At 68.8% G+C, this 20,141-nt stretch carries 18 protein-coding genes and 1 tRNA gene; 7 read left to right on the forward strand and 12 right to left on the reverse strand.

All coding sequences use genetic code 11. The features are described 5' to 3' along the window. Positions 1-281: 281 nt before the first annotated feature. From mscL to ACFE6Z_RS00140, 3 genes are read right to left on the reverse strand one after another with little or no spacing between them, the layout of a single operon-like run. Positions 282-695 (reverse strand): large conductance mechanosensitive channel protein MscL, encoded by a 414-nt coding sequence (gene mscL / locus ACFE6Z_RS00130; RefSeq protein WP_375383673.1) that lies wholly within the window; start codon positions 693-695, stop codon positions 282-284. A 33-nt stretch (positions 696-728) separates the two neighbouring features. Beyond that, positions 729-1,076 carry an FmdB family zinc ribbon protein gene (locus ACFE6Z_RS00135; RefSeq protein WP_375383674.1) on the reverse strand — a complete coding sequence of 116 codons (348 nt, stop codon included), beginning with the start codon at positions 1,074-1,076 and terminating at the stop codon, positions 729-731. A 13-nt stretch (positions 1,077-1,089) separates the two neighbouring features. Next, complete coding sequence (locus ACFE6Z_RS00140) at positions 1,090-1,686, reverse strand: 5-formyltetrahydrofolate cyclo-ligase (RefSeq protein WP_375383675.1); 597 nt, start codon at positions 1,684-1,686, stop codon at positions 1,090-1,092. A 101-nt stretch (positions 1,687-1,787) separates the two neighbouring features. Here ACFE6Z_RS00140 and galU point away from each other — a divergent pair, with 101 nt between their 5' ends. From galU to ACFE6Z_RS00160, 4 genes are all read left to right on the forward strand, one after another. Then, positions 1,788-2,675, forward strand: coding sequence for a UTP--glucose-1-phosphate uridylyltransferase GalU (galU, locus tag ACFE6Z_RS00145; protein ID WP_375383676.1), 888 nt, complete (start codon positions 1,788-1,790; stop codon positions 2,673-2,675). 25 nt (positions 2,676-2,700) lie between these two features. Then, on the forward strand, positions 2,701-3,330 hold the full coding sequence (locus tag ACFE6Z_RS00150) for a GNAT family N-acetyltransferase (protein ID WP_375383677.1): 630 nt from the start codon (positions 2,701-2,703) through the stop codon (positions 3,328-3,330). A 92-nt stretch (positions 3,331-3,422) separates the two neighbouring features. Continuing rightward, positions 3,423-4,301 carry a large exoprotein gene (locus tag ACFE6Z_RS00155; RefSeq protein ID WP_375383678.1) on the forward strand — a complete coding sequence of 293 codons (879 nt, stop codon included), beginning with the start codon at positions 3,423-3,425 and terminating at the stop codon, positions 4,299-4,301. 114 nt (positions 4,302-4,415) lie between these two features. Then, positions 4,416-4,488 (forward strand) — tRNA-Ala (locus ACFE6Z_RS00160). Positions 4,489-4,546: 58 nt separating this feature from the next. On the opposite strand, the gene ACFE6Z_RS00165 is transcribed toward ACFE6Z_RS00160, so the two are convergent. Further along, positions 4,547-6,139, reverse strand: a complete 1,593-nt coding sequence (locus ACFE6Z_RS00165) for an AMP-binding protein (RefSeq protein WP_375383679.1) — start codon at positions 6,137-6,139, stop codon at positions 4,547-4,549. Between the two features lie 210 nt (positions 6,140-6,349). Continuing rightward, entirely contained in the window at positions 6,350-7,186 is an 837-nt protein-coding gene (locus ACFE6Z_RS00170) for a hypothetical protein (RefSeq protein WP_375383680.1), read from the reverse strand. A 259-nt stretch (positions 7,187-7,445) separates the two neighbouring features. On the opposite strand from ACFE6Z_RS00170, the gene ACFE6Z_RS00175 reads away from it, so the two are divergent. Beyond that, positions 7,446-8,249, forward strand: coding sequence for a class I SAM-dependent methyltransferase (locus tag ACFE6Z_RS00175; RefSeq protein WP_375383681.1), 804 nt, complete (start codon positions 7,446-7,448; stop codon positions 8,247-8,249). 69 nt (positions 8,250-8,318) lie between these two features. Here ACFE6Z_RS00175 and ACFE6Z_RS00180 read toward each other — a convergent pair whose 3' ends face one another. Beyond that, positions 8,319-8,759 carry a pyridoxamine 5'-phosphate oxidase family protein gene (locus tag ACFE6Z_RS00180; protein ID WP_375383682.1) on the reverse strand — a complete coding sequence of 147 codons (441 nt, stop codon included), beginning with the start codon at positions 8,757-8,759 and terminating at the stop codon, positions 8,319-8,321. Between the two features lie 77 nt (positions 8,760-8,836). Between ACFE6Z_RS00180 and ACFE6Z_RS00185 the strand changes: the two genes are divergently transcribed. Beyond that, positions 8,837-9,313 (forward strand): YbaK/EbsC family protein, encoded by a 477-nt coding sequence (locus tag ACFE6Z_RS00185; protein ID WP_375383683.1) that lies wholly within the window; start codon positions 8,837-8,839, stop codon positions 9,311-9,313. 7 nt (positions 9,314-9,320) lie between these two features. Here the strand turns inward: ACFE6Z_RS00185 and ACFE6Z_RS00190 are convergent, their stop codons facing one another. Genes ACFE6Z_RS00190 through ACFE6Z_RS00205 form a run of 4 tightly spaced genes read right to left on the reverse strand, consistent with a single transcriptional unit; the run spans position 9,321 to position 14,518 of the window. Continuing rightward, positions 9,321-11,216: a glycogen debranching N-terminal domain-containing protein gene (locus tag ACFE6Z_RS00190; protein ID WP_375383684.1), complete on the reverse strand. Its 1,896-nt coding sequence runs from the start codon at positions 11,214-11,216 to the stop codon at positions 9,321-9,323. Then, positions 11,213-12,124 carry a carbohydrate ABC transporter permease gene (locus ACFE6Z_RS00195; protein ID WP_375383685.1) on the reverse strand — a complete coding sequence of 304 codons (912 nt, stop codon included), beginning with the start codon at positions 12,122-12,124 and terminating at the stop codon, positions 11,213-11,215. The genes ACFE6Z_RS00190 and ACFE6Z_RS00195 overlap by 4 nt, the downstream gene beginning before the upstream one ends. Beyond that, positions 12,121-13,257 carry a carbohydrate ABC transporter permease gene (locus tag ACFE6Z_RS00200; RefSeq protein ID WP_375383686.1) on the reverse strand — a complete coding sequence of 379 codons (1,137 nt, stop codon included), beginning with the start codon at positions 13,255-13,257 and terminating at the stop codon, positions 12,121-12,123. The genes ACFE6Z_RS00195 and ACFE6Z_RS00200 overlap by 4 nt, the downstream gene beginning before the upstream one ends. 4 nt (positions 13,258-13,261) lie before the next feature. After that, positions 13,262-14,518 (reverse strand): extracellular solute-binding protein, encoded by a 1,257-nt coding sequence (locus ACFE6Z_RS00205; RefSeq protein ID WP_375383687.1) that lies wholly within the window; start codon positions 14,516-14,518, stop codon positions 13,262-13,264. 199 nt (positions 14,519-14,717) lie between these two features. Between ACFE6Z_RS00205 and ACFE6Z_RS00210 the strand changes: the two genes are divergently transcribed. Beyond that, positions 14,718-15,746, forward strand: coding sequence for a LacI family DNA-binding transcriptional regulator (locus tag ACFE6Z_RS00210; RefSeq protein WP_375383688.1), 1,029 nt, complete (start codon positions 14,718-14,720; stop codon positions 15,744-15,746). Here ACFE6Z_RS00210 and ACFE6Z_RS00215 read toward each other — a convergent pair. Beyond that, the gene (locus tag ACFE6Z_RS00215) at positions 15,743-16,216 is read right to left on the reverse strand and encodes a histidine phosphatase family protein (RefSeq protein WP_375383689.1); all 474 of its coding nucleotides are present in this window, start codon (positions 16,214-16,216) and stop codon (positions 15,743-15,745) included. The two genes, ACFE6Z_RS00210 and ACFE6Z_RS00215, sit on opposite strands and share 4 nt — an antisense overlap. Positions 16,217-16,322: 106 nt before the next feature. Then, a complete protein-coding gene (locus ACFE6Z_RS00220) occupies positions 16,323-20,132 on the reverse strand; it encodes a discoidin domain-containing protein (RefSeq protein WP_375383690.1) in 3,810 nt (1,269 codons plus the stop codon). Positions 20,133-20,141 lie beyond the last annotated feature (9 nt).

A 20,141-nucleotide genomic window follows, 5' to 3' on the forward strand; every position in this document is an offset into this window, starting at 1 on the left:
AGCGAGCGCCAGCGAGCGCGCGCCGCGGTGATCGAGTAGCGAGCGCCAGCGAGCGCGCGCCGCGGTGATCGAGTAGCGAGCGCCAGCGAGCGTATCGAGATCCCTCGGACCTGCGTGGTACGTCGGGGGTCTCGATACGGCGCTGGCGCGCCTACTCGACCTCCGCCGGGCGGGGCGGCGCGGCGCGCCTACTCGACCTCCGCCGGGGCGGCGCTGCGCGCCTACTCGACCTCCGCAGGGGCGGCGCTGGCGCGCCTACTCGACCTCCGCAGCGGGGCGGGCTACGCCTTCGGCTGCGCGGCCAGCAGGTCGCGGATCTGGATGAGCAGCTCCTGCTCGGTGGGTAGCGCGGATGCCTCCTCCGCCGCGATGCCCGCCTTGGCCGCTGCGCGCTCCTTCCACCTGTTCATCGGGAAGACGAACACGAAGTACACGATCGCGGCGACGGCGACGAAGTTGATGATCGCGGTGATGATCGCCCCGACCTCGAAGTTCGACACGCCTCCGGACAGGGTAGGCACGACCCAGACCCAGCTGGTGAGGTCGCCGAGCTGGAAGATGACGCCGATCAGCGGATTGATGAACCCCTTGACCAGCGCGCCGATGATGGCGGTGAAAGCGGCGCCGATGACGACGGCGACGGCGAGGTCGATGACGTTTCCGCGGAGGATGAACTCCTTGAAGCCTTTGATCACGTGCAATCCCTCACTTTCGCCGGCCGTGGCCGGTCATGAACCCGTCGGAGCGGGCGAGGACTTCACCTCGGATTTCGATGATGCCCCGGATGACCCCGAGTCGCCACCCGACCCGGACGACGAACCCCCCGAAGAGCTGGAATCGCTCGAAGAGCCGGAGCCCCCAGCATCCGCCCCCGCCTTCACGGGAGCACCCTTCTCCGGAGCGCGGGAGTCGTTGCGATAGAAGCCCGAGCCGTTGAAGGTGACGCCGATCGAGCCGTACTCCTTGCGTAGCGGCCCGCCGCAGACCGGGCACTCGGTGAGGGTCGGGTCTGCGAAGGACTGCACGGCGTCGAAGCGGTGGCCGCATTCGCGGCAGGCATAGGCGTAAGTGGGCATGGGCTCTTCCGGTTCAGCGCCGCGTGGGCGCGAGGACGATGGTGCGCGTCGGCGTGACGACGCCGGTGACGGGCTGATCGTGGACATCGCGGGGAACCTCGTCGACCACTTCGGTGTCGAAGACGACCGCGTACACCGGCGGGCAGCGCTGCATAGACCCGATGGTCTTGTCGAAGAATCCGCGGCCCCAGCCCAGTCGCATGCCGGAGCGGTCGACGGCCGCCGCGGGGATGACGAGCAGGTCGACGTCGTTCACGGCGATCGGGCCGAGCAGTTCGCCGACGGGTTCGGGCAGTCCGAACATCCCCTCGGTGATGTCGATGTCGGAAGTCGCGACGCTCCAGTCGAGGAGGCCGTCGGCGCGCGAGATCGGAAGGAGGACACGGATGCCGCGGCCCACCGCCGCAGCGACGAACTCACGTGTTCCGGGCTCGGTGGTGGTCGAGAGGAAGCACGACAGCGAGCGCACCCCGAGCCTGTCGACGAGGGCATCGAGCTGCTCGTGGATGCCGTTCGCGGCGGCCTGAAGCGCCGACGGCGACAGCAGATGACGGCGCTCGCGCAGTTCCGCGCGCATTGCGCGCTTGGCGTCGGCTATGGCGTCGTGCATGGTGTCGATTCTAGGCGTCGCTCGACGGCCGAGCCGTTGGTGGGGGATCGCCCCCGATGACAGGGATAATCCGAGTCGTCATCCCTCGTTAGAGTGAACGCATGCCTCCCCTGCATTTCAAAGCCGTCATCCCCGCAGCCGGTCTCGGAACGCGATTCCTGCCTGCCACCAAGTCCGTTCCGAAAGAGATGCTGCCGGTCGTCGACAAGCCGGCCATCCAGTACGTCGTGGAAGAGGCCGTCCAGGCCGGAATCACCGACGTCCTGATCATCATCGGGCGCAACAAGAACAACCTGTCGAACCACTTCGACTCGGTGCCCGAGCTCGAGAGCAACCTGATGCGCAAGGGCGATCAGGAGAAGCTCGCGAAGGTGCAGCATTCGTCGGACATGGCCGACATCCACTTCGTCCGTCAGGGCGAGCCGAAGGGTCTCGGTCACGCCGTGCTGCGCGCGAAGGCGCACGTCGGCGACCACCCGTTCGTCGTCATGCTCGGCGATGATCTCATCGACGAGCGCGACGCGCTGCTGCCCACGATGCTCGCCGAGCACGAGCGCACCGGCGCGGCGATCGTCGCGCTCATGGAGGTCGACCCGGAGCACATCCACCTCTACGGTGTGGCGGTGGCCGAGGCGACCGATGACCCCGAGCTCGTCAAGGTCACGGGCATGGTCGAGAAGCCGAAGCAGGAGGACGCGCCGTCGAACCTCGCCATCATCGGTCGCTACGTGCTGCCGCCGTCGATCTTCGACATCCTCGAGCACACCCAGCCCGGCAAGGGTGGCGAGATCCAGCTCACCGACGCGCTCCAGGAGCTCGCGGCCGATCCTGACGGCCCCGGCGTGTACGGCGTCGTGTTCAAGGGTCGTCGCTACGACACCGGCGATAAGGTGGACTACATCAAGGCCATCGTGCGGCTCGCGGCGGATCGTGAAGATCTCGGCCCGCAGCTGCGACCCTGGTTCAAGGAGTTCGCGGCGAATCTCTGACGCCGCCCGTTCGAAGGGGTGTGCGATGGACCTCACAGCACCCCGGCTGCACGGACCGATCGGCCTGCGCCTGGTGCGCCCGCGCGACGCGCGGGTGCTGCAGAACGAGTTGCTCTCGAATCGCTCATGGCTGCGGCCGTGGGAGGCGACGAGCCCAGACGGCCCGGTGTCGTTCGACATGCGCCTGGGCATCCGGCGCCTGCTGCAGCAGTACCGTGACGGTTCGGGCGTGCCGTTAGTCATGGAGTACGAGGGTGAGGTCACCGGGCAACTGAACGTCTGGGGCATCTCGCGTGGATCGCTCGCATCGGCGACCATCGGCTACTGGGTGAGCGAGCGCTTCGCCGGGCGGGGGATCACCCCCACCGCCGTCGCGATGGCGACCGACATCACGTTCGAAGAGCTCCGGATCCATCGCATGGAGATCTGCATCCGCCCCGAGAACGTGGCGAGCCTGCGCGTCGTCGAGAAGCTCGGCTTCCGCTACGAGGGCCTCCGCAAGCGCTACATCCACATCAACGGCGACTGGCGCGACCACTACGCGTTCGCGCTCGTCCGCGAGGAGGTTCCGCAAGGGGTGCTGCAGCGCTGGCTGGAGGGACGCGCCCCGCAGGATGCTGCGACCATCCCGCCCGCCGACCGCTTGCACGCCTGACGGGCGGGCGTTGCGTCTCGGCGCGAAATCGCTCGGGGCGACACGCGACGGGATGCCTGGGGCCGAGGGCAACGTCGCATACCGTGGTGCGCATGGGCGGGCAGGTATTGGGCGGGGGAGTGGTGGCGCTGGTCGCCGTGCTCTTGTGGCTCGTCTACCTGCTGCCGTCGTGGCACAGCCGGCATCAGTACGACGCCGCCGAGCGCAACGCCGTGCGCCTCAACCAGGCGCTGCGGGTGCTCGCCGAGACGAGCGAGACCCCGACTGAGGTGCGGCTCGAGCTCAACGCCCGGACGGCCCTCGCCCAGCAGCGCCTCGCCCGCCGCACGCAGAACGAACGCGGCCTGGCCGATCTCGAGCTCGCTCGGCAGGAGCTCGCCGCCGCTCGTGCCCTCCCCGCCGCGCGTCAGGCGCGTGCGCGTCGGCGCGCGCGCCTGATCACCACGATCGTGGGCCTTGCCGCCCTCGCCGGCGCCGTATGGGGCGGCTGGCAGGTCGTGACGACCGGCTCGCAGGTCGTGCTGTGGTCGGCTGTCGCGCTCGCGGTGGTCTGCGGCATCCTGCTGAATCGGATGTCGCGGGTCAACGCCCGCGCGATCGCTCGCGAGACCGAGACCGAGACCGAGGTCGCGCCGCGGCGCGCCGTCACCGTGCAAGACCTCGCGCTCGGAGTCGAGCGCGACGTGGCCTGGACTCCGCGCGAGCTTCCGCGCCCGCTCACCGCGTCAGCGGGCTCGCGGGCAGCCGCAGTGCTCGACCAGGCCGCCGCGCGCGAAGCGCTGCGCCTCGCTGCCCAAGAGGAACGTATGCGCGAGCGGGAGGCCGAGCTCCAGCCGGCCTCGATCGACCGTGCGCGCCAGGCGCGCGAAGAGGCGGAGTCGGAGCGGTTCCGCCAGATGGGGCACGTCGACGACGCCGAGATCGAGGCGCACGTCCGTCAGCTGCTGCAGCGCCGGGCCGCCAGCGCCTGAGCCCTGCGCCGGAGGGCGACGGGGCTCGCCGACAGTGCGGCCCCGTGCGCGATGTCGGGCCGCCCGGCGGGGCCGATCCGGCCGGGAATCGCGTGATAACCTATCGGAGGTTCAGGGCCTGTGGCGCAGCTGGTAGCGCACCTCGTTCGCATCGAGGGGGTCAGGGGTTCGAGTCCCCTCAGGTCCACTGAACGTGAAAAGCCCCCGGTTTCCCGGGGGCTTTCACGTTCGCGGCGGCGCGGCGGCTAGGCCGTGACGACCTCGCGCGCCCGCAGGTCTTTGCGGAGGATCTTGCCCGACGTCGACTTCGGGATCGCGTCGATGAACTCCACCTGGCGGATCTTCTTGTGCGGTGCGACGTTCGCGGTGACGAACGCCATCACGTCGTCGGCGGTGAGGTCTGACCCCGGCGCCGCGACCACGAACGCCTTGGGGATCTCCTGCTTGTCGGCATCGTGCACACCGATGACCGCGGCATCCATGATCTGCGGATGCGAGAGCAGGAGCGCCTCGAGTTCGGCGGGAGCGATCTGGTACCCGTGGTATTTGATCAGCTCCTTGGCGCGGTCGACGATCGAGAAGTAGCCGCCCTCGTGGTAGACCGCGACGTCGCCCGTGTGCAGGAACCCGTCGGCGTCGAGGGTCTCGGCCGTGGCCGTGGGGTTGTTCAGGTAGCCGAGCATCACGTTCGGGCCCTTCACCCACAGCTCACCCGGAAGCGTCTTGCCGTCATCGCCGATCTCGGTGATCTCGGCCCCGGTCTCGGTGTCCACGAGCTTGCACACCTCGTTCGGCAGCGCCGCGCCGACCGAGCTGACCGGCTCATCGTGCCGCGCGAAGTTCATCGCGTGCGACACGGGGCTGAGCTCGCTCATCCCGTAGCCCTGCAGCATCCTGGCGTTGATCCGGCGCCCGGCGATCTCGGCGGTCTCGCCGTCGAGCGGCGCGGCGCCGGAGAAGACCGTGTGGACGCTCGAGATGTCGAACTGGTCGACGATCGGGTGCTTGGCCAGCGCCACCGCGATCGGCGGGGCGATGTAGAGGTAGGTGCACTCGTACTTCTGGATGATGGTGAGGAATTCCACCAGGTCGAACCGGGGCATCGTGACCAGGCGTGCCCGCTTGCGCAGCGCGAGGTTCAGCAGCACCGTCAGCCCGTAGATGTGGAAGAAGGGCAGCACCGCCAGTACCCGGTCGTCGGCGCCGAGGTTCATGTTGGGTACGCACTGCGCGACGTTCGCGACGAGGTTGCGGTGGCTGAGCATCACACCCTTGGGGATGCCGGTGGTTCCGCTGGAGTAGGGGAGCACCGCGACGTGCGTGGCGGGGTCGAAGCTGACGTCGGGAGCGGGGCTGCCCTCGGTGAGCAGACCGCGGAGGTTCTCGTGCCCCTCGGCGCCGTCCAAGACGATGAGGTGGTCATCGGCGATGCCGACCGCGGCAGCGGCCTGCTTCGCGCCGGGAAGGAGCGGGGTGACCGTGATGAGCCAGGTGGCTCCGGCATCCTTCAGCTGCTTCTCGATCTCGCCGGCCGTGTAGAGCGAGTTGATCGTGGTGACGGTGGCTCCGGCGCGCAGGATGCCGTGGAAGACCGTCGCGAACGCCGGGGTGTTCGGGCAGAGCAGTGCGACCACGGTGTCGGTGCCGACGCCGCGGGCGGCCAAGGCCCCGGCGAACGCGACCACCTGGGCGCGCAGCGCCGCGTAGGTCGTCTCGGCTCCGGTGGCCGGGTCGACCAGGGCCACGCGGCCCAGGTCTTCGTCGGACAGCGAGTCGAAGAGGTACTCGAAGACGCTGACCTCGGGGATCTCGACGTCGGGAAGGGGGCTGATGAACATGCGGTCTCCTTTGACTCGCCGATCCTGCATCCGAAACGGGTGCGGACCCTTTCATCCTGCCACCCGTGGGATGAGGTGTCACGTTGCGCGGTACCGCGTCTCGCCCTGCGGGATGGTGTGCCTCGTGTGCGGTGACAACTCCGGTGGATTTACGTGGATGCGCCCTCGCATTGCGCATTCCCGCGTTTCCACCAGATGTCACCGGAGTTGTCACCGCCGTTGCCATCCGCCTTCCACGATTCCGCGGATGGATGCCCGGATCATGTCGGGATTATCGAAAATGTCTGCCGCGACGGGACGGAGGGTGGCGTACCCGCGAGCTGCTGCGGCGAGGTCACGTCTGCGATCTTCCTGCTGGGCGTCCCATCCGCTGTGGAACGCGCGGCTGTCGCATTCGACGATCAGCCAGCCTTCGACGACGAAATCGACACGTCCGACCCCGTCGATCGAGACCCGCGTCTGGTACGACAATCCGAGCGATCGAAGGATCAACCGCACGAAAGTCTCTGGCCCCGATTCGGCGGTGCCGTCGACCAATGCACGCAGTGAAAGTCGTCGAGCCGGGACGTGCCGGAAGATCTCGTCGAGGTCGAACTCGTCGATCAGACCCAGGTGCAGAGCGCTGTCGAGTGTCGCCACCGCCGCCCGCGGTGTCTGACAGATGGTCGCTTGCAGGAGCGCGTCGAAGAGCTCGACGCGCAGCGCTCCGGGGTGTGTCTGCCTGCGCAGTGGCCGCCAGTGCGTCACGATCGCACGCTCCGACTTTCGTAGGCGCGTCGCGTGCGGAGCGACGTGCACGTGTAAAGCGGTGTGCGCCAGTACGAAGATGCTCGTGGCCGCCAGCGCGGAAACACACCCGAGGAGACCACCGATGCTCGCCGCGACTCGGGCATCCTCCCACGCCTCCGGGAGCACGTAGACGCCCCTGTGCGCGCGGATCAAGGTTCCGCCCTCGAGCGCCGCAGCTATTGCGCGCTGTGTCATTCCTGCGGCGCGGAGCTCTGCGCGATTCCAGGACCGTGAGTCGTCGTGAAGCTCGTCGAACATGCCGTCAGTCTCGATAACGCCGCGCGGCCGCGGTGTCCGCAGGCGACAAGGTGTGGGGAGTCGTCGGGCGCGAGCGGTTGGGGAGGGGTAGGGGGCGAGGCCGGTCCAATCCGCGGTGACAACTCCGGTCGGATTGCCGCGCGGACGGCGTGTTTGGCTCCATCCGGGTTGGCGTGCCTGTTTCTGCCGGAGTTGTGAACGCATCCCCAGTGAGACCGGGCCCGCGGAGCGCGCCCGGTGGCGGGAATACGCTCGGGGCATGGCATCCGACGACTACACCCACGGCCACCACGAGAGCGTCCTGCGCTCGCACGAGTGGCGCACCGCGCAGAACTCCGCCGCCTACCTGATCCCCGCGCTCCGCCCCGGCCTCACGGTGCTCGACGTCGGCGCCGGGCCCGGCACCATCTCGGCCGATCTCGCCGAGCTCGTCGCTCCGGGGCATGTCACGGGTCTGGATGCCGCGCCCGAGATCGTCGCGAAAGCCCAGGCGCTCGCGACCGAGCGGGGGCTGGCCAACCTGTCGTTCGAGGTCGGCGACGCCTATGACCTCGGGATGCCGGACGACAGCGTGGACGTCGTCCACGCGCACCAGGTGCTCCAGCACCTCACCCGGCCGGTGGATGCGTTGCGCGAGTTCCGGCGGGTCGTGCGGCCGGGCGGCGTCGTCGCCGCACGCGACGTCGACTACCGCGGGGTGATCTGGTATCCGCTGATCCCCGCGCTCCAGGAGTGGCTCGAGGTGTACCTCCGGGTGCACGGGGGAGTGAGCGGCGAGCCGGCCGCCGGTCGGCGACTGAAGTCGTGGGCGCTGAACGCCGGGTTCACCGACGTCGCCTCGAGCGCCTCGCTCTGGCTGTTCGAGACGCCCGAGGACAGGGCGTGGTGGGGCGGTTCGTGGGCGACCCGGGTCGTGTCATCGGCCTTCGCCGATCACGCTGTCTCGGGCGGGTTCGCCGACCGCGCGGCGCTCGAGCGGATCGCGGACGGATGGCGCGAATGGGCCGCCGCCCCGGACGGCTGGCTGCTCATGCCCCACGCCGAGGTGCTGGCCCGCGGCTGACGCGCGCCGGCGCGTCGGCCCCGGGCTGACCCGCATCACCCGACCGCCGAGAAAACGTCAGCCAGGTCGCTACCAGGCCTTGATCGCCTCGGGCGTGAACACGATCGCCGCCGAGAACGTCTCGGTGATCTTCTCGAGCGGCATGCCGTAGTCGGCGATCGCCGCCTCGTACTTCTCGACGAAGTCGTCGCGGAAACCCGCGAGCCATTCGGACGCCGGCCGCTCAGAGATCTCGGCGTGCCCGTTCAGGATCACGACGTCGCCGCCGAACGTACCGCCCGCCTGGAGGTGAACCAGCACCGGCGAGCCGGCCCGGATGTGCCTGACCTTCTGCGTGCCGGGCTCGCTGAAGACGACGACCCGCTCGCCGTGCCACATGAACCACACCGGCACCGCGTGCGGCCGACCCTGCGCGTCGATCGTCGTGATCCATGCGATGAGGTCTCGCTCCAGCATCCGCAATGCCTTCTCGTGCGCCGGAAGCGCGATGTCGAAGATCGTGCCGGTCATGTCGTCCGCCTCTCGTCAGCCCTGCCCCGCCTGCGACGCTACGACCACCCTCCGACACCCGCTCTAGGGTGGAGGGCATGACGGCAGAACTCCCCGCCCGCAGCCGCCTCGTCGCCGATCGGCTGGCCGAGGCCGGGATCGCCGGAAAGATAAAGATGCTCCCGGATGCGGCGTCCACCGCCGCCCTCGCGGCCGAGGCCCTCGGAGTCGACGTCGGCGCGATCGCGAACAGCCTCGTCTTCTGGTCGGACGACGAGCCGCTCCTGGTGATGACCAGCGGCGCGCATCGCGTCGACACCGCCGCGCTGGCCGCCCGGCTCGGCCGCGGGAAGATCGGCCGCGCGACCCCGGAGCAGGTGCGCGCCGCCACGGGCCAGGCGATCGGCGGCGTCGCACCGACCGGCCACCCCGCACCCCTGACGACCGTCGTCGACGAGGCGCTCGCCGCCTACTCCGAGCTGTGGGCTGCGGGCGGCACCCCGCACACGCTGTTCCCGCTGACGTTCGACGAGCTCGTGCGGCTCACCGGCGGGGCCGTGCACAAGGTCGACTGACGCGGGATCAGCCGAGGATCTCGGCGCAGACGACCGCCGCGGCGGCCGACCAGGCCTGCGGGCGGCAGGCGGCCGGGTAGGGGATCGGAACGCGGGTCCGCCCCGCCGGATCGCCGGCGTGCAGTTCGGGCAACCGATACCCGAAGCCCTCGGCGGCCGCGAGCATGTCTTCCACGACTGCGCGCGCCTGGTCGTCGAGGCCGGCGCGGGCCATCCCGCGCGCGGCGATCGCGGTGTCGTGGATCCAGACGCTGCCGCCGTGGTACGACAGCGGCCAGTATCCGGCCGCACCCGACGACATGGTGCGGATGCCGAACCCCGTCGACATGCTCGGCCCGAGCAACAACTCGGTGACGGCCCGTTCGTCGGCGGGGTCGAGGATGCCGGTGCCCAGGAGGTGCCCGATGTTGCTCGTCAGGGTGTCGACCGCGCGCTTGTCGCGGTCCAGCGCCACTGCCGGGTAGCGACCTTCGGGCGTCTCGACCCAGAACGAGGCGGCGAAGCGCTCCTTCAGCGCTCGCGCCCACGCGCGCAGGTCGCCCGATCTGTCGCCCGGGGCGAGGGCATCGAGCAGGTCGGCCGCCCCGACGGCGGCTTCGTGGGCGTAGCCCTGGACTTCGCACAGCGCGATCGGGCCCTCGGCGAGGCGCCCGTCGCGCCACTGGATCGAGTCTCCGGAATCCTTCCAGCCCTGGTTCGCCAGCCCGTGGCCCGTGCGGTCGATGTAATCCAGGAACCCGTCGCCGTCGTGGTCGGCGACGTCGATCATCCACTCCAGCGCGCGGCCGAGTGCGGGCAGGAGCGCGCGAACCTCGTCCTCCGGCATCCCGGCACGCCACGCGTCCACGAGCAGGCAGATCCACAGGGCGGTCGCATCCACGCTGCCGTAATAGGCCGGCGGGAGCACGAGGCCCTCCTGCGGCAGCACGAGCGTCGATGACCGCAGCTCATGCAGGATCTTGCCCGGCTCCTGGGCGGAGGCCGGGTCATCCTCCGTGCCCTGAAGTCGTGCCAGCACGCGCAGAGTGGATGCCGCCCGCTCACGGTCGACGCTCAGCGCGAGGCGCGCGGCCCACAGCGAGTCGCGGCCGAACAGGGTGAAAAACCACGGGGCGCCGGCCGCGTAGAACTCGTCGCCGGGGTGGTCCGGAAGACTGAGCCGCAGCGCATCCAGATCGCCGAGGGCCGTGTCGAGCCAGCGGGCGAGGCGCGGATCCGCAACCCCGATGCTCTCGGCGCTCGCGGCCGGCGTGCCGACGCCGGCGACCGCCAGCGTGTCGTCGTGCAGATCGATCCGCCACGTGGCGCTGAAGTCATCGCCGGGTTCGAGCGAGATCGGCCAGCTCAGGCATATGCCGCCTGCGGCATCCGTCCGGACGACGGCCCCGGGGGCGGTGACCACGAATGACGCCGAGCCAGACCGCGCGGCGGCCGAAGCATCCGCTCCGAGATCCGTCGAGAACTCCTGTGCGCGCGCGAAACCCGACTTCACATCATGGAGCGAGGCGAATTCAGGAGCGAGGTGCACGTCGATCCCGGTACGGATGCTGTGCTGCACCCTCGACGAGACTGTCAACGTCTCTTCGAGGGCACCGTCGAGCACGCGACGATCGCGCAGCACCCGAACGCGCGGATCGGGCAGCGGATCGTCGAGGCCTCGCAGCAGCCCGCCGAACACGACGCGCGACGAGCCGTGCGGCGTCACCGAGATCCACTCGACCGGCGAATCCGCGCACGTCAGCTCGAGCGAGCTCACGTGACGGACATCGCCGTGATACACCCCGTCGATCGCGGAATCGCCGATGTCGCCCCCACGACCCGACCAGATCTGCGTGGGGGCCCGGAGGACGATCACCGCGTCGTTCAAGAGCGGCTGTCGGGGAGTGGGGTGGATCGAGGTCATTCTTTGACGGCTCCTTCGTTGGCGTTCATGATGCGCCGCTGGAAGATGAAGAACATGACCGCCACCGGGATGGTCATGATGGCGGCGGCGGCCAGCTTGATCGGGTACTGACTGCCCTGACTCAGCTGTCCGCTCGCGAGCGAGGCCACACCCTTGGTGAGGGTGGTCAGGGCGGGAGACTGGGTGGACACGATGAAGTGACTCAGCTCATTCCACGACCCCTGGAACGACAGGATGATGATCGTGATCAGCGCCGGGCGGGCCATCGGCAGCACGACCGACCAGAACACCCGGAACGGGCCCGCGCCGTCGATGCGGGCCTGCTCCTCGACCGAGACCGGGATCGACTCGAAGAAGTTCTTCATGATGAAGACCCCTGCGGCATCGACGAGCAGCGGCAGGATCATGCCCATGTACGAGTCGTAGATGCCGAGCTGGTTGATCACCAGGAACTTGGGGATCAGCAGCACGACGCCGGGCACGGCCATCACCGCGACGACGGCAGCGAACACGACGCCTCGCCCGCGGAAGTTCAGTCGCGCGAGCGCGTAGCCGGCCAGCGAGCAGAAGAACACGCGCCCAAGCGTCACGAAGACGGTCACGATGGCCGAGTTGACGAACCACAGCGGGAAGTCGGAGCGGGTGAAGAGCCGCTCGTAGGCTGCCACGGTGAACACGTTCGGGATGAGCGAGATCGGATCGGCGGCGGCTTCGGCGTCGGTCTTGAACGAGGTCGCGACCTGCACGAGGAACGGGTAGATGTAGATCAGCGCGAGCACGATCAGCACCAGATAGAGCACGAGCTGCCCGACCCTCGTGCGCGTGCTGTAGTTCTTGCGACGGCGGCGGGGCGGGGCTTCGGATGCCTCGGCCACCACGGACTGCTCCTGCAGCGTCGTACCGCTCATCGCGCCGTCTCCTTCGGTCGGGGGCCTGCGGGCGTGGCGGGCTTGGGGGGTCGCACTTCGTACTGACGGATTCGCCGCCTCGATACCGGGCGGTCGCGCAGCACCCAGCGCTGGAAGATCGTGAAGAACACGATGATGAGGAACAGGATGAAGGCGATCGCGGCGCCCTGCCCCCACTCCTGCGAGATGAACGCCGACTGATACGTGAGGTACGCGGGGGTCAGCGTCGTCTTGCCCGGTCCGCCCTGAGTACCGGTGTAGATCTGATCGAAGACCTGCCAGCAGCCGATCAGCCCGAGGGTGAGCACGGTGAACAGCGTCGGCCGCAGCTGGGGGAGCGTGACCCGCCAGAATCGCTTCCAGCCGTTCGCGCCGTCCATCATCGCGGCCTCGTCGATGTCATGGCCGAGGTTCTGGAGCGCGGCGATGAACAGCAGCATGAACGTGCCGCTCGTGGTGAAGACCGCCATCAGCACGAACGCGCACATGGCGACCGACGGGCCGGCGAGCCAGTCCCACCACGACACCGAGAGGAACCCGTTCTGCGTGAGCGCATCGGGGCCGGTCGTGACGCCGACGGTGGCGAACGCGTTGTGGACGATGCCGCTCGGGTCGTTGAACCAGTTCGGCCCGTTGATCCCGACCCACGAGAGGATCTGGTTGATCACGCCGGTCGCCGAGAACAGGAAGAGCCACAACACGGTGATGGCCACTGAGCTCGTCACCGACGGGAAGTAGAACGCGGTGCGGAAGAACCCGCGACCGCGGAGGATCGCGCGATTGACCAGCACAGCCAGGAAGAGCGAGAGGGCGGTCTGCAGCGGCACGACGAGCACGACGTACCAGGCGTTGTTGCGCAGCGAGATGCCGAAGTTGCGCTCGGGGAGCCCGCCGCCGGTCGTGACGGCGGCGTAGTTGTCGAGCCCCACGAAGCCGACGTTCGACGAGAACGGGCTGCCCCGCCCCGTCCAGTCGGAGAAGCTCACCCAGAGGGCCATGAAGACCGGGATGAGCAGGAACACGCCGAGGATGATCAGCACGGGAGCCGTGAAGATCCAGCCTGCGGCGGCCTCGCCGCGCCGGATCCCCCGCGAGGGAGACCCGGAGCGGCGAGGCGTTGCCACAGCGGCCATCGCCTCAGCCGACGATCGGCTGGAGGTTGGACTGGACCGAGTCCAGGATCGCCTTCGGGTCTCCGGTCTTGAGCGACTCGAGCTGCGAGTTGAAGTCGGTGATCACGTCTGCCGCACCGGCCTCGTTCGGCGGGAACTGGGCGTAGGTGGCACCGTCCAGGAACGCGGTCAGAGTGGGGTTCGCACTCTTCCACGCGTCAGCGGCCGACTGGATCGACGGCATCGGACCGAAGGCCTTCGAGAACGCGAGCTGCTGATCGGTGGAGGTCAGGTACTCCACGAGATCGAGTGCGGCCTTCTGGTTGGGGCTGTCGGCGGCCATTCCCCAGCAGTTCGTGAACTGCAGCGTGCCCTGTCCGCCCGATCCCTCCGGCAGCTGGGCGACGGCGTACTTGACGTCCGGATAGTCGCTCGACATGGCGCCGGTGATCCAGTTGCCCTCGATCACCATCGCAGCCTTCTGCGTGCCGAACGCCTCTCCGCCCCAGCCGGCGCCCACGTCGGACGCGAAGGCGAACGAGCCGTCATTCAGATGCGTTTTGACGTACGTGAGGGCATCGACGTTCTCCTGGCTGTCTGCCACGGCCTTCCCGTCGACGACGAGGCCGCCGCCCGCCTGGGCCATGAACGTGCCGAGGCGCTGGTACTCCGCGCCGAACGCCAGACCGACGTGGCCGTTCGCGGTGAGCTTGGTCGCCACCGCCGCGAGGTCGTCCCACGTGGTCGGGATGTCAGCATCCGTCAGCCCTGCCGCCGTCCACATGTCGGTGTTGATCACGAGACCGAGGGTCGAGAAATCCTTCGGCGCGCAGTAGAACTGGTCGCCGACGGTGAAGTTCTCGACGAGCGACGGGTAGAAGTCGTCCTTGTTCCCGAGCTGGTCGCCGTAGGCCTTGAGCGACCCGTTGCCGGCGTAACCTGCGATCTGGTCGGTCGACAGGTAGAAGAGGTCGGGTGGGGATCCTGCCGCGAAGCCCTGCGACAACTGCTGCGAGAGGTCGTTGGCGACCTGCACGGTCGCCTCGACGCCGGAAGTGGCCGACCAGGCGGCGACGGCGTCTTGGACGGCTTTGGTCTCGGCGTCGCCGGACGAGCCGATCAGGATGTTGAGCGCATCGCTGGACGACGTGAGATCGCCGCCGCCGCTTGCGCTTTCCGCGGGCTGGTCGAAGCTCGAGCCCCCGCAGGCGGTGAGGGTGAGCGCTCCGGTGACGAGGAGGGCCCCCGCCGCGAGTAGCGCTCGTGTGGTGTGCCGTGTCATGTGTCTCTTCTCCTTCGATGAGGCAATAGGGCGCGGGCTTCTTGATCGTTCCAATTGTGAATGACTTGGATCGTTCAAAACCTGCGTGAGCACCACGGTAAGGAAAGCCCCGGATTGTGTCAAGGGTTTGCCGCGACCCATATGATTCGTTTTGGAACGATCAGATCGCCGGCCGTACTCGCTCGGGGGAGGACACGAAATGCCGAAAGCGCCCACCGTCGACGATGTCGCGCGGGTCGCCGGAGTCTCGCGCCAGACGGTGTCGAACGTCGTGAACTCACCGGCGATCGTGCGCGAGGCGACCCGTGAGCGCGTCGAGCGCGCCATCGCAGAGCTGGGCTACCGCCCGCATGCCGCCGCTCGGCAGTTGCGCACCCGCCGCAGCTCCACGATCGGGGTGCACCTCGACCCGTATGCCGGCGGAATCTCGGGCGTGGTGCTCGATCGTTTCGTGCACGCGCTCACCGAGCGGGCAACCGACCGCGGCATGCGCCTGCTCGTCTTCGCCGCTCGAACGCCCGGACAGGAGATCGAGCGCATGGCCGACCTGCTCGACGGCGGCGAGGTCGACGCGGTCGTGATCACCGGCACCTTCCACGGCGATCCGCGCACCGGCTGGCTCTCGGCGCGCGGAGTGCCGTTCGTGGCGTTCGGGCGTCCGTGGGGGGTCGACGACGTCGCCGATCCGGCGCACCTGTGGGTCGATGTCGATGGCGCGGCGGGAACCCGCGCAGCCACGACGCACGCGCTGCAGACGGCAGGGCGCGATGTGGCGTTCCTCGGTTGGCCGGAAGGATCGGGCACGGGAGATGACCGTGAGCGCGGGTGGCGTGAGGCGATGGCGGATGCCGGAGCCACCGGCATCCGCATCTCGGCGGAGAACAACGTGGGCGCTGCGCGCGCCGCTGTCGGTGATGCGCTCTCGGCGGCCCCGGCCGTCTCGGCGATCGTCGCCGCGAGCGACGCCCTGGCGATCGGCGCGCAACTGGCCGCCGGCGCCGTCGGTTACGCCGATCTCCCGGTATACGGCTTCGACAACACGCCGGCGGCCGAAGCACTGGGAATCAGCAGCGTCGAGCAGCTCCCGGAGCGGGTCGCGGCCGGCGTGCTCGAGCTCTTGATGGGCCCGACGGGAAACGTGGTCGCCCCTCGAGAGGCCGCCGCCGGCACCGCCCACGTGCTGGTCGAGCCGCAGCTCATCGTGCGCGGGCACTCCGGCGCGGGCTAGCGCGGGGTATCGAAGGTCCACGATGCCGGGGCGATCGCGCCCGCGACGTCCCAGTCGTCCTCGTCCCACTCGAACACTGCGACGGCGCACGTCGGCATCTGCGCGATGCCGTCGTCGGACAGCTGTGCCGCGAGCGTCGTCATGCCCGGGTCGTGGGCGACGACGAGCACCGCACCCGCTCCGGTGGCCGCCGCTTTCGCCCAGAGGGTCGGGGCCGGGGCGCCGTAGAGCTCTTCGTCGAGCGACACCGCGACGCCCAGCTCGGCGCCGAACGCCTCGGCGGTGGTCCGGGCGCGCAGCGCGGTGCTGGCGATGATCACGTCGGGGCGGAAACCGGAGTCAGCGAGGACGCGCGCCATAACCGGAGCATCCCGCATCCCGCGGTCGTTCAGCGGTCGGTCGTGGTCAGCCAGCGCGGCATCGCCCCAGTCGGACTTGGCGTGGCGGACGAGCACCAGACGAATCGTCATACCCGGGACGCTACTGCACGCGACCCGCGACGACTGCGCGACGCACGAACCGCAGCCCCGACCGAGATGGTCGGGGCTGCGATCGTTCGTGTCGTTCGTCCTCGGTTTAGAAGAGGATCAACAGTGCTCCGGTAGGGCTCTTGGCGGGTGCGACGGTGGCGGTGCCGGGGAACTCGGCCGACACCGGGTAGTAGCCGGCCTTGAGGTTGGGGAGCGTGACGCTGCCCTTGCCGCGGGCATCCACGGTCACCGGGTAGGTCTTGTTTCCCACCTTCACCGTCACCGGCCCCGCGACCGGCCCATCGGAGGAGACCGTCACGTTCACCGTGACCCGGAACCAGGAGATGCCCAACAGCGGATTGGAGACCTTCACCGTGGCCGGGAACAGCACCACGACTCCTGCCGATGCGGCCGTTCCCGGCAACCGGTTCGCGGCCGTCGCGGTCACCTTCACCGAGAGCGACTTGCCCCCATCGGCTTTGACGGTCGTGTACTTCGCCGACGTCGCACCAGCGATCGCTGCTCCATCGCGCAGCCACTGGTAGGTGAACGTCGCCCCCGAGGCATCCCACTTACCCGGATCCGCCGTCAACTGCTTACCCACCAACGCAACACCCGACACCACCGGCGGCGCCACATTGGCCACCGATCCGCCCGTGTTCGAGAAGGTGAACGACCAGGAACTGGTCGCGCCGTCGGCCAGCACGTAGCCGCTCAAGGCGCGAGCGGTGACCGTCACCGAACCCGTGCCCGGGTGGCTGCCGGCGGCGACGACCTGGTCACCGACCAGATATTCGACGCCCGCCGTGGTGGGAACCGTATAGGTGTCGGATGCCGCACCCGGACCATCGGCGAAGGTCACCGCGGCCGGAGTCACGGGCAGGAATCCGCCCTGGATGACGGTGATGCGATCGAGCGAGATCGTCCCGGCATCCAGTCGCACGTCGAGGCTCGGGAACCAGCCGGCCAACGTCGTGGGCGGGATGGCGACACTCACCGGCGCCGTGCTGATGCGGCGCCACGCGCCATCCTGTTCCACCCAGGAGCTGAGTGATCCGTCGGTGACGACGGTCGCGAGGCGTTGACCGGGCTGCAAGGTGACCGGATGCGATCCGCCACCCTCGGCGTCGCCCTTGCCCTGACCATCGACGACGACGTTCACGCCGCTCTCACTCCGCGAGTGGTTGTACCAGCTCATCGCGAAGTCCTCGTTCGATCCGGCAGCACCGAGGAACAGGCTGTTCTCGCCCGGTCGGCCGTCGATGAACGACTTCGGCTCGACGATCAGCGCGAAGCTCGAGGTCGCAGGCACCGGAATCTGCACGTGCGCACGGGCACGAGCGGTCGCTGTGACATCCAGTGTTCCGGTCGTGGTGTTCACCGTGAGCGCCGGGGCCGGCTCGCCGAGCCCTGCCGACGTCTGGTATTCGCCGAGCCGGTCGGTGGAGAAGGTGTCATCCCAGACCACGTGACCGAACGATGTCGGGTCGAACACCCACCGTGCGATACCCACGGTCGAGGCGCCGAGACCGGGAGTCGTCGAGTCGACGACGTAGCGCAGCGGCGAGTCGTCTCCGCCACCCGCGCCCGCGGGAACGGTGACGCGCCAGGTCGACGTATAGGTGCCAGGCCCGGCACCGGCGGGAATCGGGGCCGAGACCCGCTCGACCTTCCATCCGGCCGGAGCGTAGAGCTGGTCACCGGCGGGGGAGGTGCCACCGGCACCGACCACGACGGTCGTCACGACATCAGAGGTTCCGCCCGGCGTGACCGCGACCGAACCGTCGGCCCGCGTCTGGATCGACGTTGTCAGGTTGGCATCCAGCGCACGCCACGAACCGAACGCCGTGACACCGATGCCACCCGCGCCGTCCTTCTTCTGTCCGACCATGCGGATGGCGGTGGTCACGACCGGCTTGTCGAGCACGATGCGATTCACCGTGCCGCCGACGAGCGCGCCCGGCGATCGCGTCTGCCCGGGCAGGCTCACCCAGTCGCCTGCCGCGGTCAGGTATTCCACGTCGTACGAGGACGGCACTTGCACTCCGCCGCCATCGTCGTAGAAGGTCGTGCGCACGTCGCTGACGGGCGTGGCCACACCGAAGTCCACCTTCAGCCAGTCGCTCGAGTTCGGCGTGCGATAGGTGGTCCAGCGCGTCTTCGGGATGTCGAGCTGGTAGTCCTGTCCGTCGGTGGCTTCGGATGCCGGGTCGCCACCGTTGGAGTACGACGCGCTGGCCTTCGGGAAGCCGACAGCGGTCGGGTTGGCCGCGTCATCCACCTGGCCGGGGAGCGACGCGAGCACAGCGGGGCCCACCGGCACCGTGATGTCGCCGAGCGCCGCCTGATTGTGGGTCAGCACCCCGTCGACATAGACCGAGAGGCCGGCGCCGGCGTTGTAGTGCGAGCCATCGCGGTCCCACAGCACGGTGAGGTTGCGGCCGTGGTAGGGCACGTTCTCAGCGGCGAAGTGGTCCCAGCTGGGGTCGACCTGCGGAGCGATGCGCACCGTGCCGTCGTCCTCACCCTTGATGCCGATGAGGCTTCCCAGCACGATGTCGTTGAACGTGGAGTGGTTGTAGTCGTCGCTGCTGCCGACGCCGTCATAGATCCAGCGGTCCTCATCGGGGTGGTGTGCCTCGGCGACGTACGGCTTGCCGTTCTTGCGCTGCGTGAGAGCGTAGTCGTGGACGAGACCGGTGAAATCAGCGGCGTTGAGGTAGGGCTGTGCCGGGTAGTCGGCCAGCAGGTTACCGGCGGCCGTCAGGGTCTGGCTCGTGGCATAGGGCCACGAGGGTCCGTCCCAGCGGCAGCATCCGTTCAGCGCGTCGTGCATGAACCAGGGGCTGCGGCGCTCGACCGTGGTCGGGCCGAAGGGCGCTTTGAAACCCTGCGGATCCAGAAGCTGGGCCCACGCGTCGTCGTTCTCGGCGGGCGCCATGTGGAAGTACCACGGGATGAAACCGATCTCTTCCCGATCGGCGATCTTCGTGTTGGACGGGTTGCCGTCGCGCATGACGTGCTTGTAGAACTGCGCGTCCGCATCCCAGAGGTGCGCCTCTTGCGCGGCCTTGAGCCCTGTGGCTTTCGCGGCGTAGTCGTCGGCCTTCGCGTTGTCGCCGAGCAGGCGCGCCAACTCGGAGATCGCGTTCGCGTCACCGTACTGGTAGGCGTTCAGCGTCGGGCGATACCCCGCACCACCGTGGTACGGGTCATCGCTCTGGTACGAGCTCGCGGTGAACTCCATCGCATCCCACACCGGCGTCTGCCAGTAGAGGCCGAGCGCGGCGTTGTACTGCGGGGCCCATGCTTGCCACTGCTTCTCGAGCTGGGGGAGGAGTGCTTCCGCGCCGCTCAGATCGCCGTCGATCTTCGCCTTCGCGAGCACGGCATCGGCGGCCCAGAACGAGTACTGGTGAGCCCAGTCGGTGGTGTCGGAGCCCAGTCCGTCGGTGGACGGCTTGGCGCTGGAGCCCGCCCCGGTGAGCCAGTAGTCCACGTAGTCGTCGAGGTAGCGCTGATCGCGCAGCCACCGGCCCTCGTAGATGTGGTGTCCCGCCGCAGCGGAGATGGCGCCACCGGGAGCCGCATAGCCCGGCGTCCCGAGGAACTCGGTCACGACCCAGCCGTCAGCGGGCCCCGTGTACTTCAGCGCCTCCTTGTAGGTGCGCCAGCGGTAGTAGAACGTCGACTCGATGTCTTTGTCCGGCAGGTCGACGAACGGGATGTTCGCCTCGTACCACGCCGGATCAGGGAGCCCCGCGACCTTCGCGTCGTGGTCGAGGAACGACGTGCCGGCGCCGACCGCCGGATACAGCGGCGGAGCGGATGGCGATGGTGCCGCCGATGCAGTGGCGGCTCCGAGGGGTGTGATCAGTGACGCCAGCAGCACCGCCGGGGTCACAATTGCGAGCAAGGCACTTGA

This window comes from uncultured Microbacterium sp. (genome assembly GCF_964244775.1).
Lineage (GTDB): Bacteria > Actinomycetota > Actinomycetes > Actinomycetales > Microbacteriaceae > Microbacterium.

Excerpts from the sequence above, each read along its gene's own strand:
- ACFE6Z_RS00135 (WP_375383674.1), bottom strand. The coding sequence starts at position 1,076 with ATGCCCACTTACGCCTATGCCTGCCGCGAATGCGGCCACCGCTTCGAC.
- ACFE6Z_RS00140 (WP_375383675.1), bottom strand. The coding sequence starts at position 1,686 with ATGCACGACGCCATAGCCGACGCCAAGCGCGCAATGCGCGCGGAACTG.
- galU (WP_375383676.1), top strand. The coding sequence starts at position 1,788 with ATGCCTCCCCTGCATTTCAAAGCCGTCATCCCCGCAGCCGGTCTCGGA.
- ACFE6Z_RS00150 (WP_375383677.1), top strand. The coding sequence starts at position 2,701 with ATGGACCTCACAGCACCCCGGCTGCACGGACCGATCGGCCTGCGCCTG.
- ACFE6Z_RS00155 (WP_375383678.1), top strand. The coding sequence starts at position 3,423 with ATGGGCGGGCAGGTATTGGGCGGGGGAGTGGTGGCGCTGGTCGCCGTG.
- ACFE6Z_RS00165 (WP_375383679.1), bottom strand. The coding sequence starts at position 6,139 with ATGTTCATCAGCCCCCTTCCCGACGTCGAGATCCCCGAGGTCAGCGTC.
- ACFE6Z_RS00170 (WP_375383680.1), bottom strand. The coding sequence starts at position 7,186 with ATGTTCGACGAGCTTCACGACGACTCACGGTCCTGGAATCGCGCAGAG.
- ACFE6Z_RS00175 (WP_375383681.1), top strand. The coding sequence starts at position 7,446 with ATGGCATCCGACGACTACACCCACGGCCACCACGAGAGCGTCCTGCGC.
- ACFE6Z_RS00180 (WP_375383682.1), bottom strand. The coding sequence starts at position 8,759 with ATGACCGGCACGATCTTCGACATCGCGCTTCCGGCGCACGAGAAGGCA.
- ACFE6Z_RS00185 (WP_375383683.1), top strand. The coding sequence starts at position 8,837 with ATGACGGCAGAACTCCCCGCCCGCAGCCGCCTCGTCGCCGATCGGCTG.
- ACFE6Z_RS00190 (WP_375383684.1), bottom strand. The coding sequence starts at position 11,216 with ATGACCTCGATCCACCCCACTCCCCGACAGCCGCTCTTGAACGACGCG.
- ACFE6Z_RS00195 (WP_375383685.1), bottom strand. The coding sequence starts at position 12,124 with ATGAGCGGTACGACGCTGCAGGAGCAGTCCGTGGTGGCCGAGGCATCC.
- ACFE6Z_RS00200 (WP_375383686.1), bottom strand. The coding sequence starts at position 13,257 with ATGGCCGCTGTGGCAACGCCTCGCCGCTCCGGGTCTCCCTCGCGGGGG.
- ACFE6Z_RS00205 (WP_375383687.1), bottom strand. The coding sequence starts at position 14,518 with ATGACACGGCACACCACACGAGCGCTACTCGCGGCGGGGGCCCTCCTC.
- ACFE6Z_RS00210 (WP_375383688.1), top strand. The coding sequence starts at position 14,718 with ATGCCGAAAGCGCCCACCGTCGACGATGTCGCGCGGGTCGCCGGAGTC.
- ACFE6Z_RS00215 (WP_375383689.1), bottom strand. The coding sequence starts at position 16,216 with ATGACGATTCGTCTGGTGCTCGTCCGCCACGCCAAGTCCGACTGGGGC.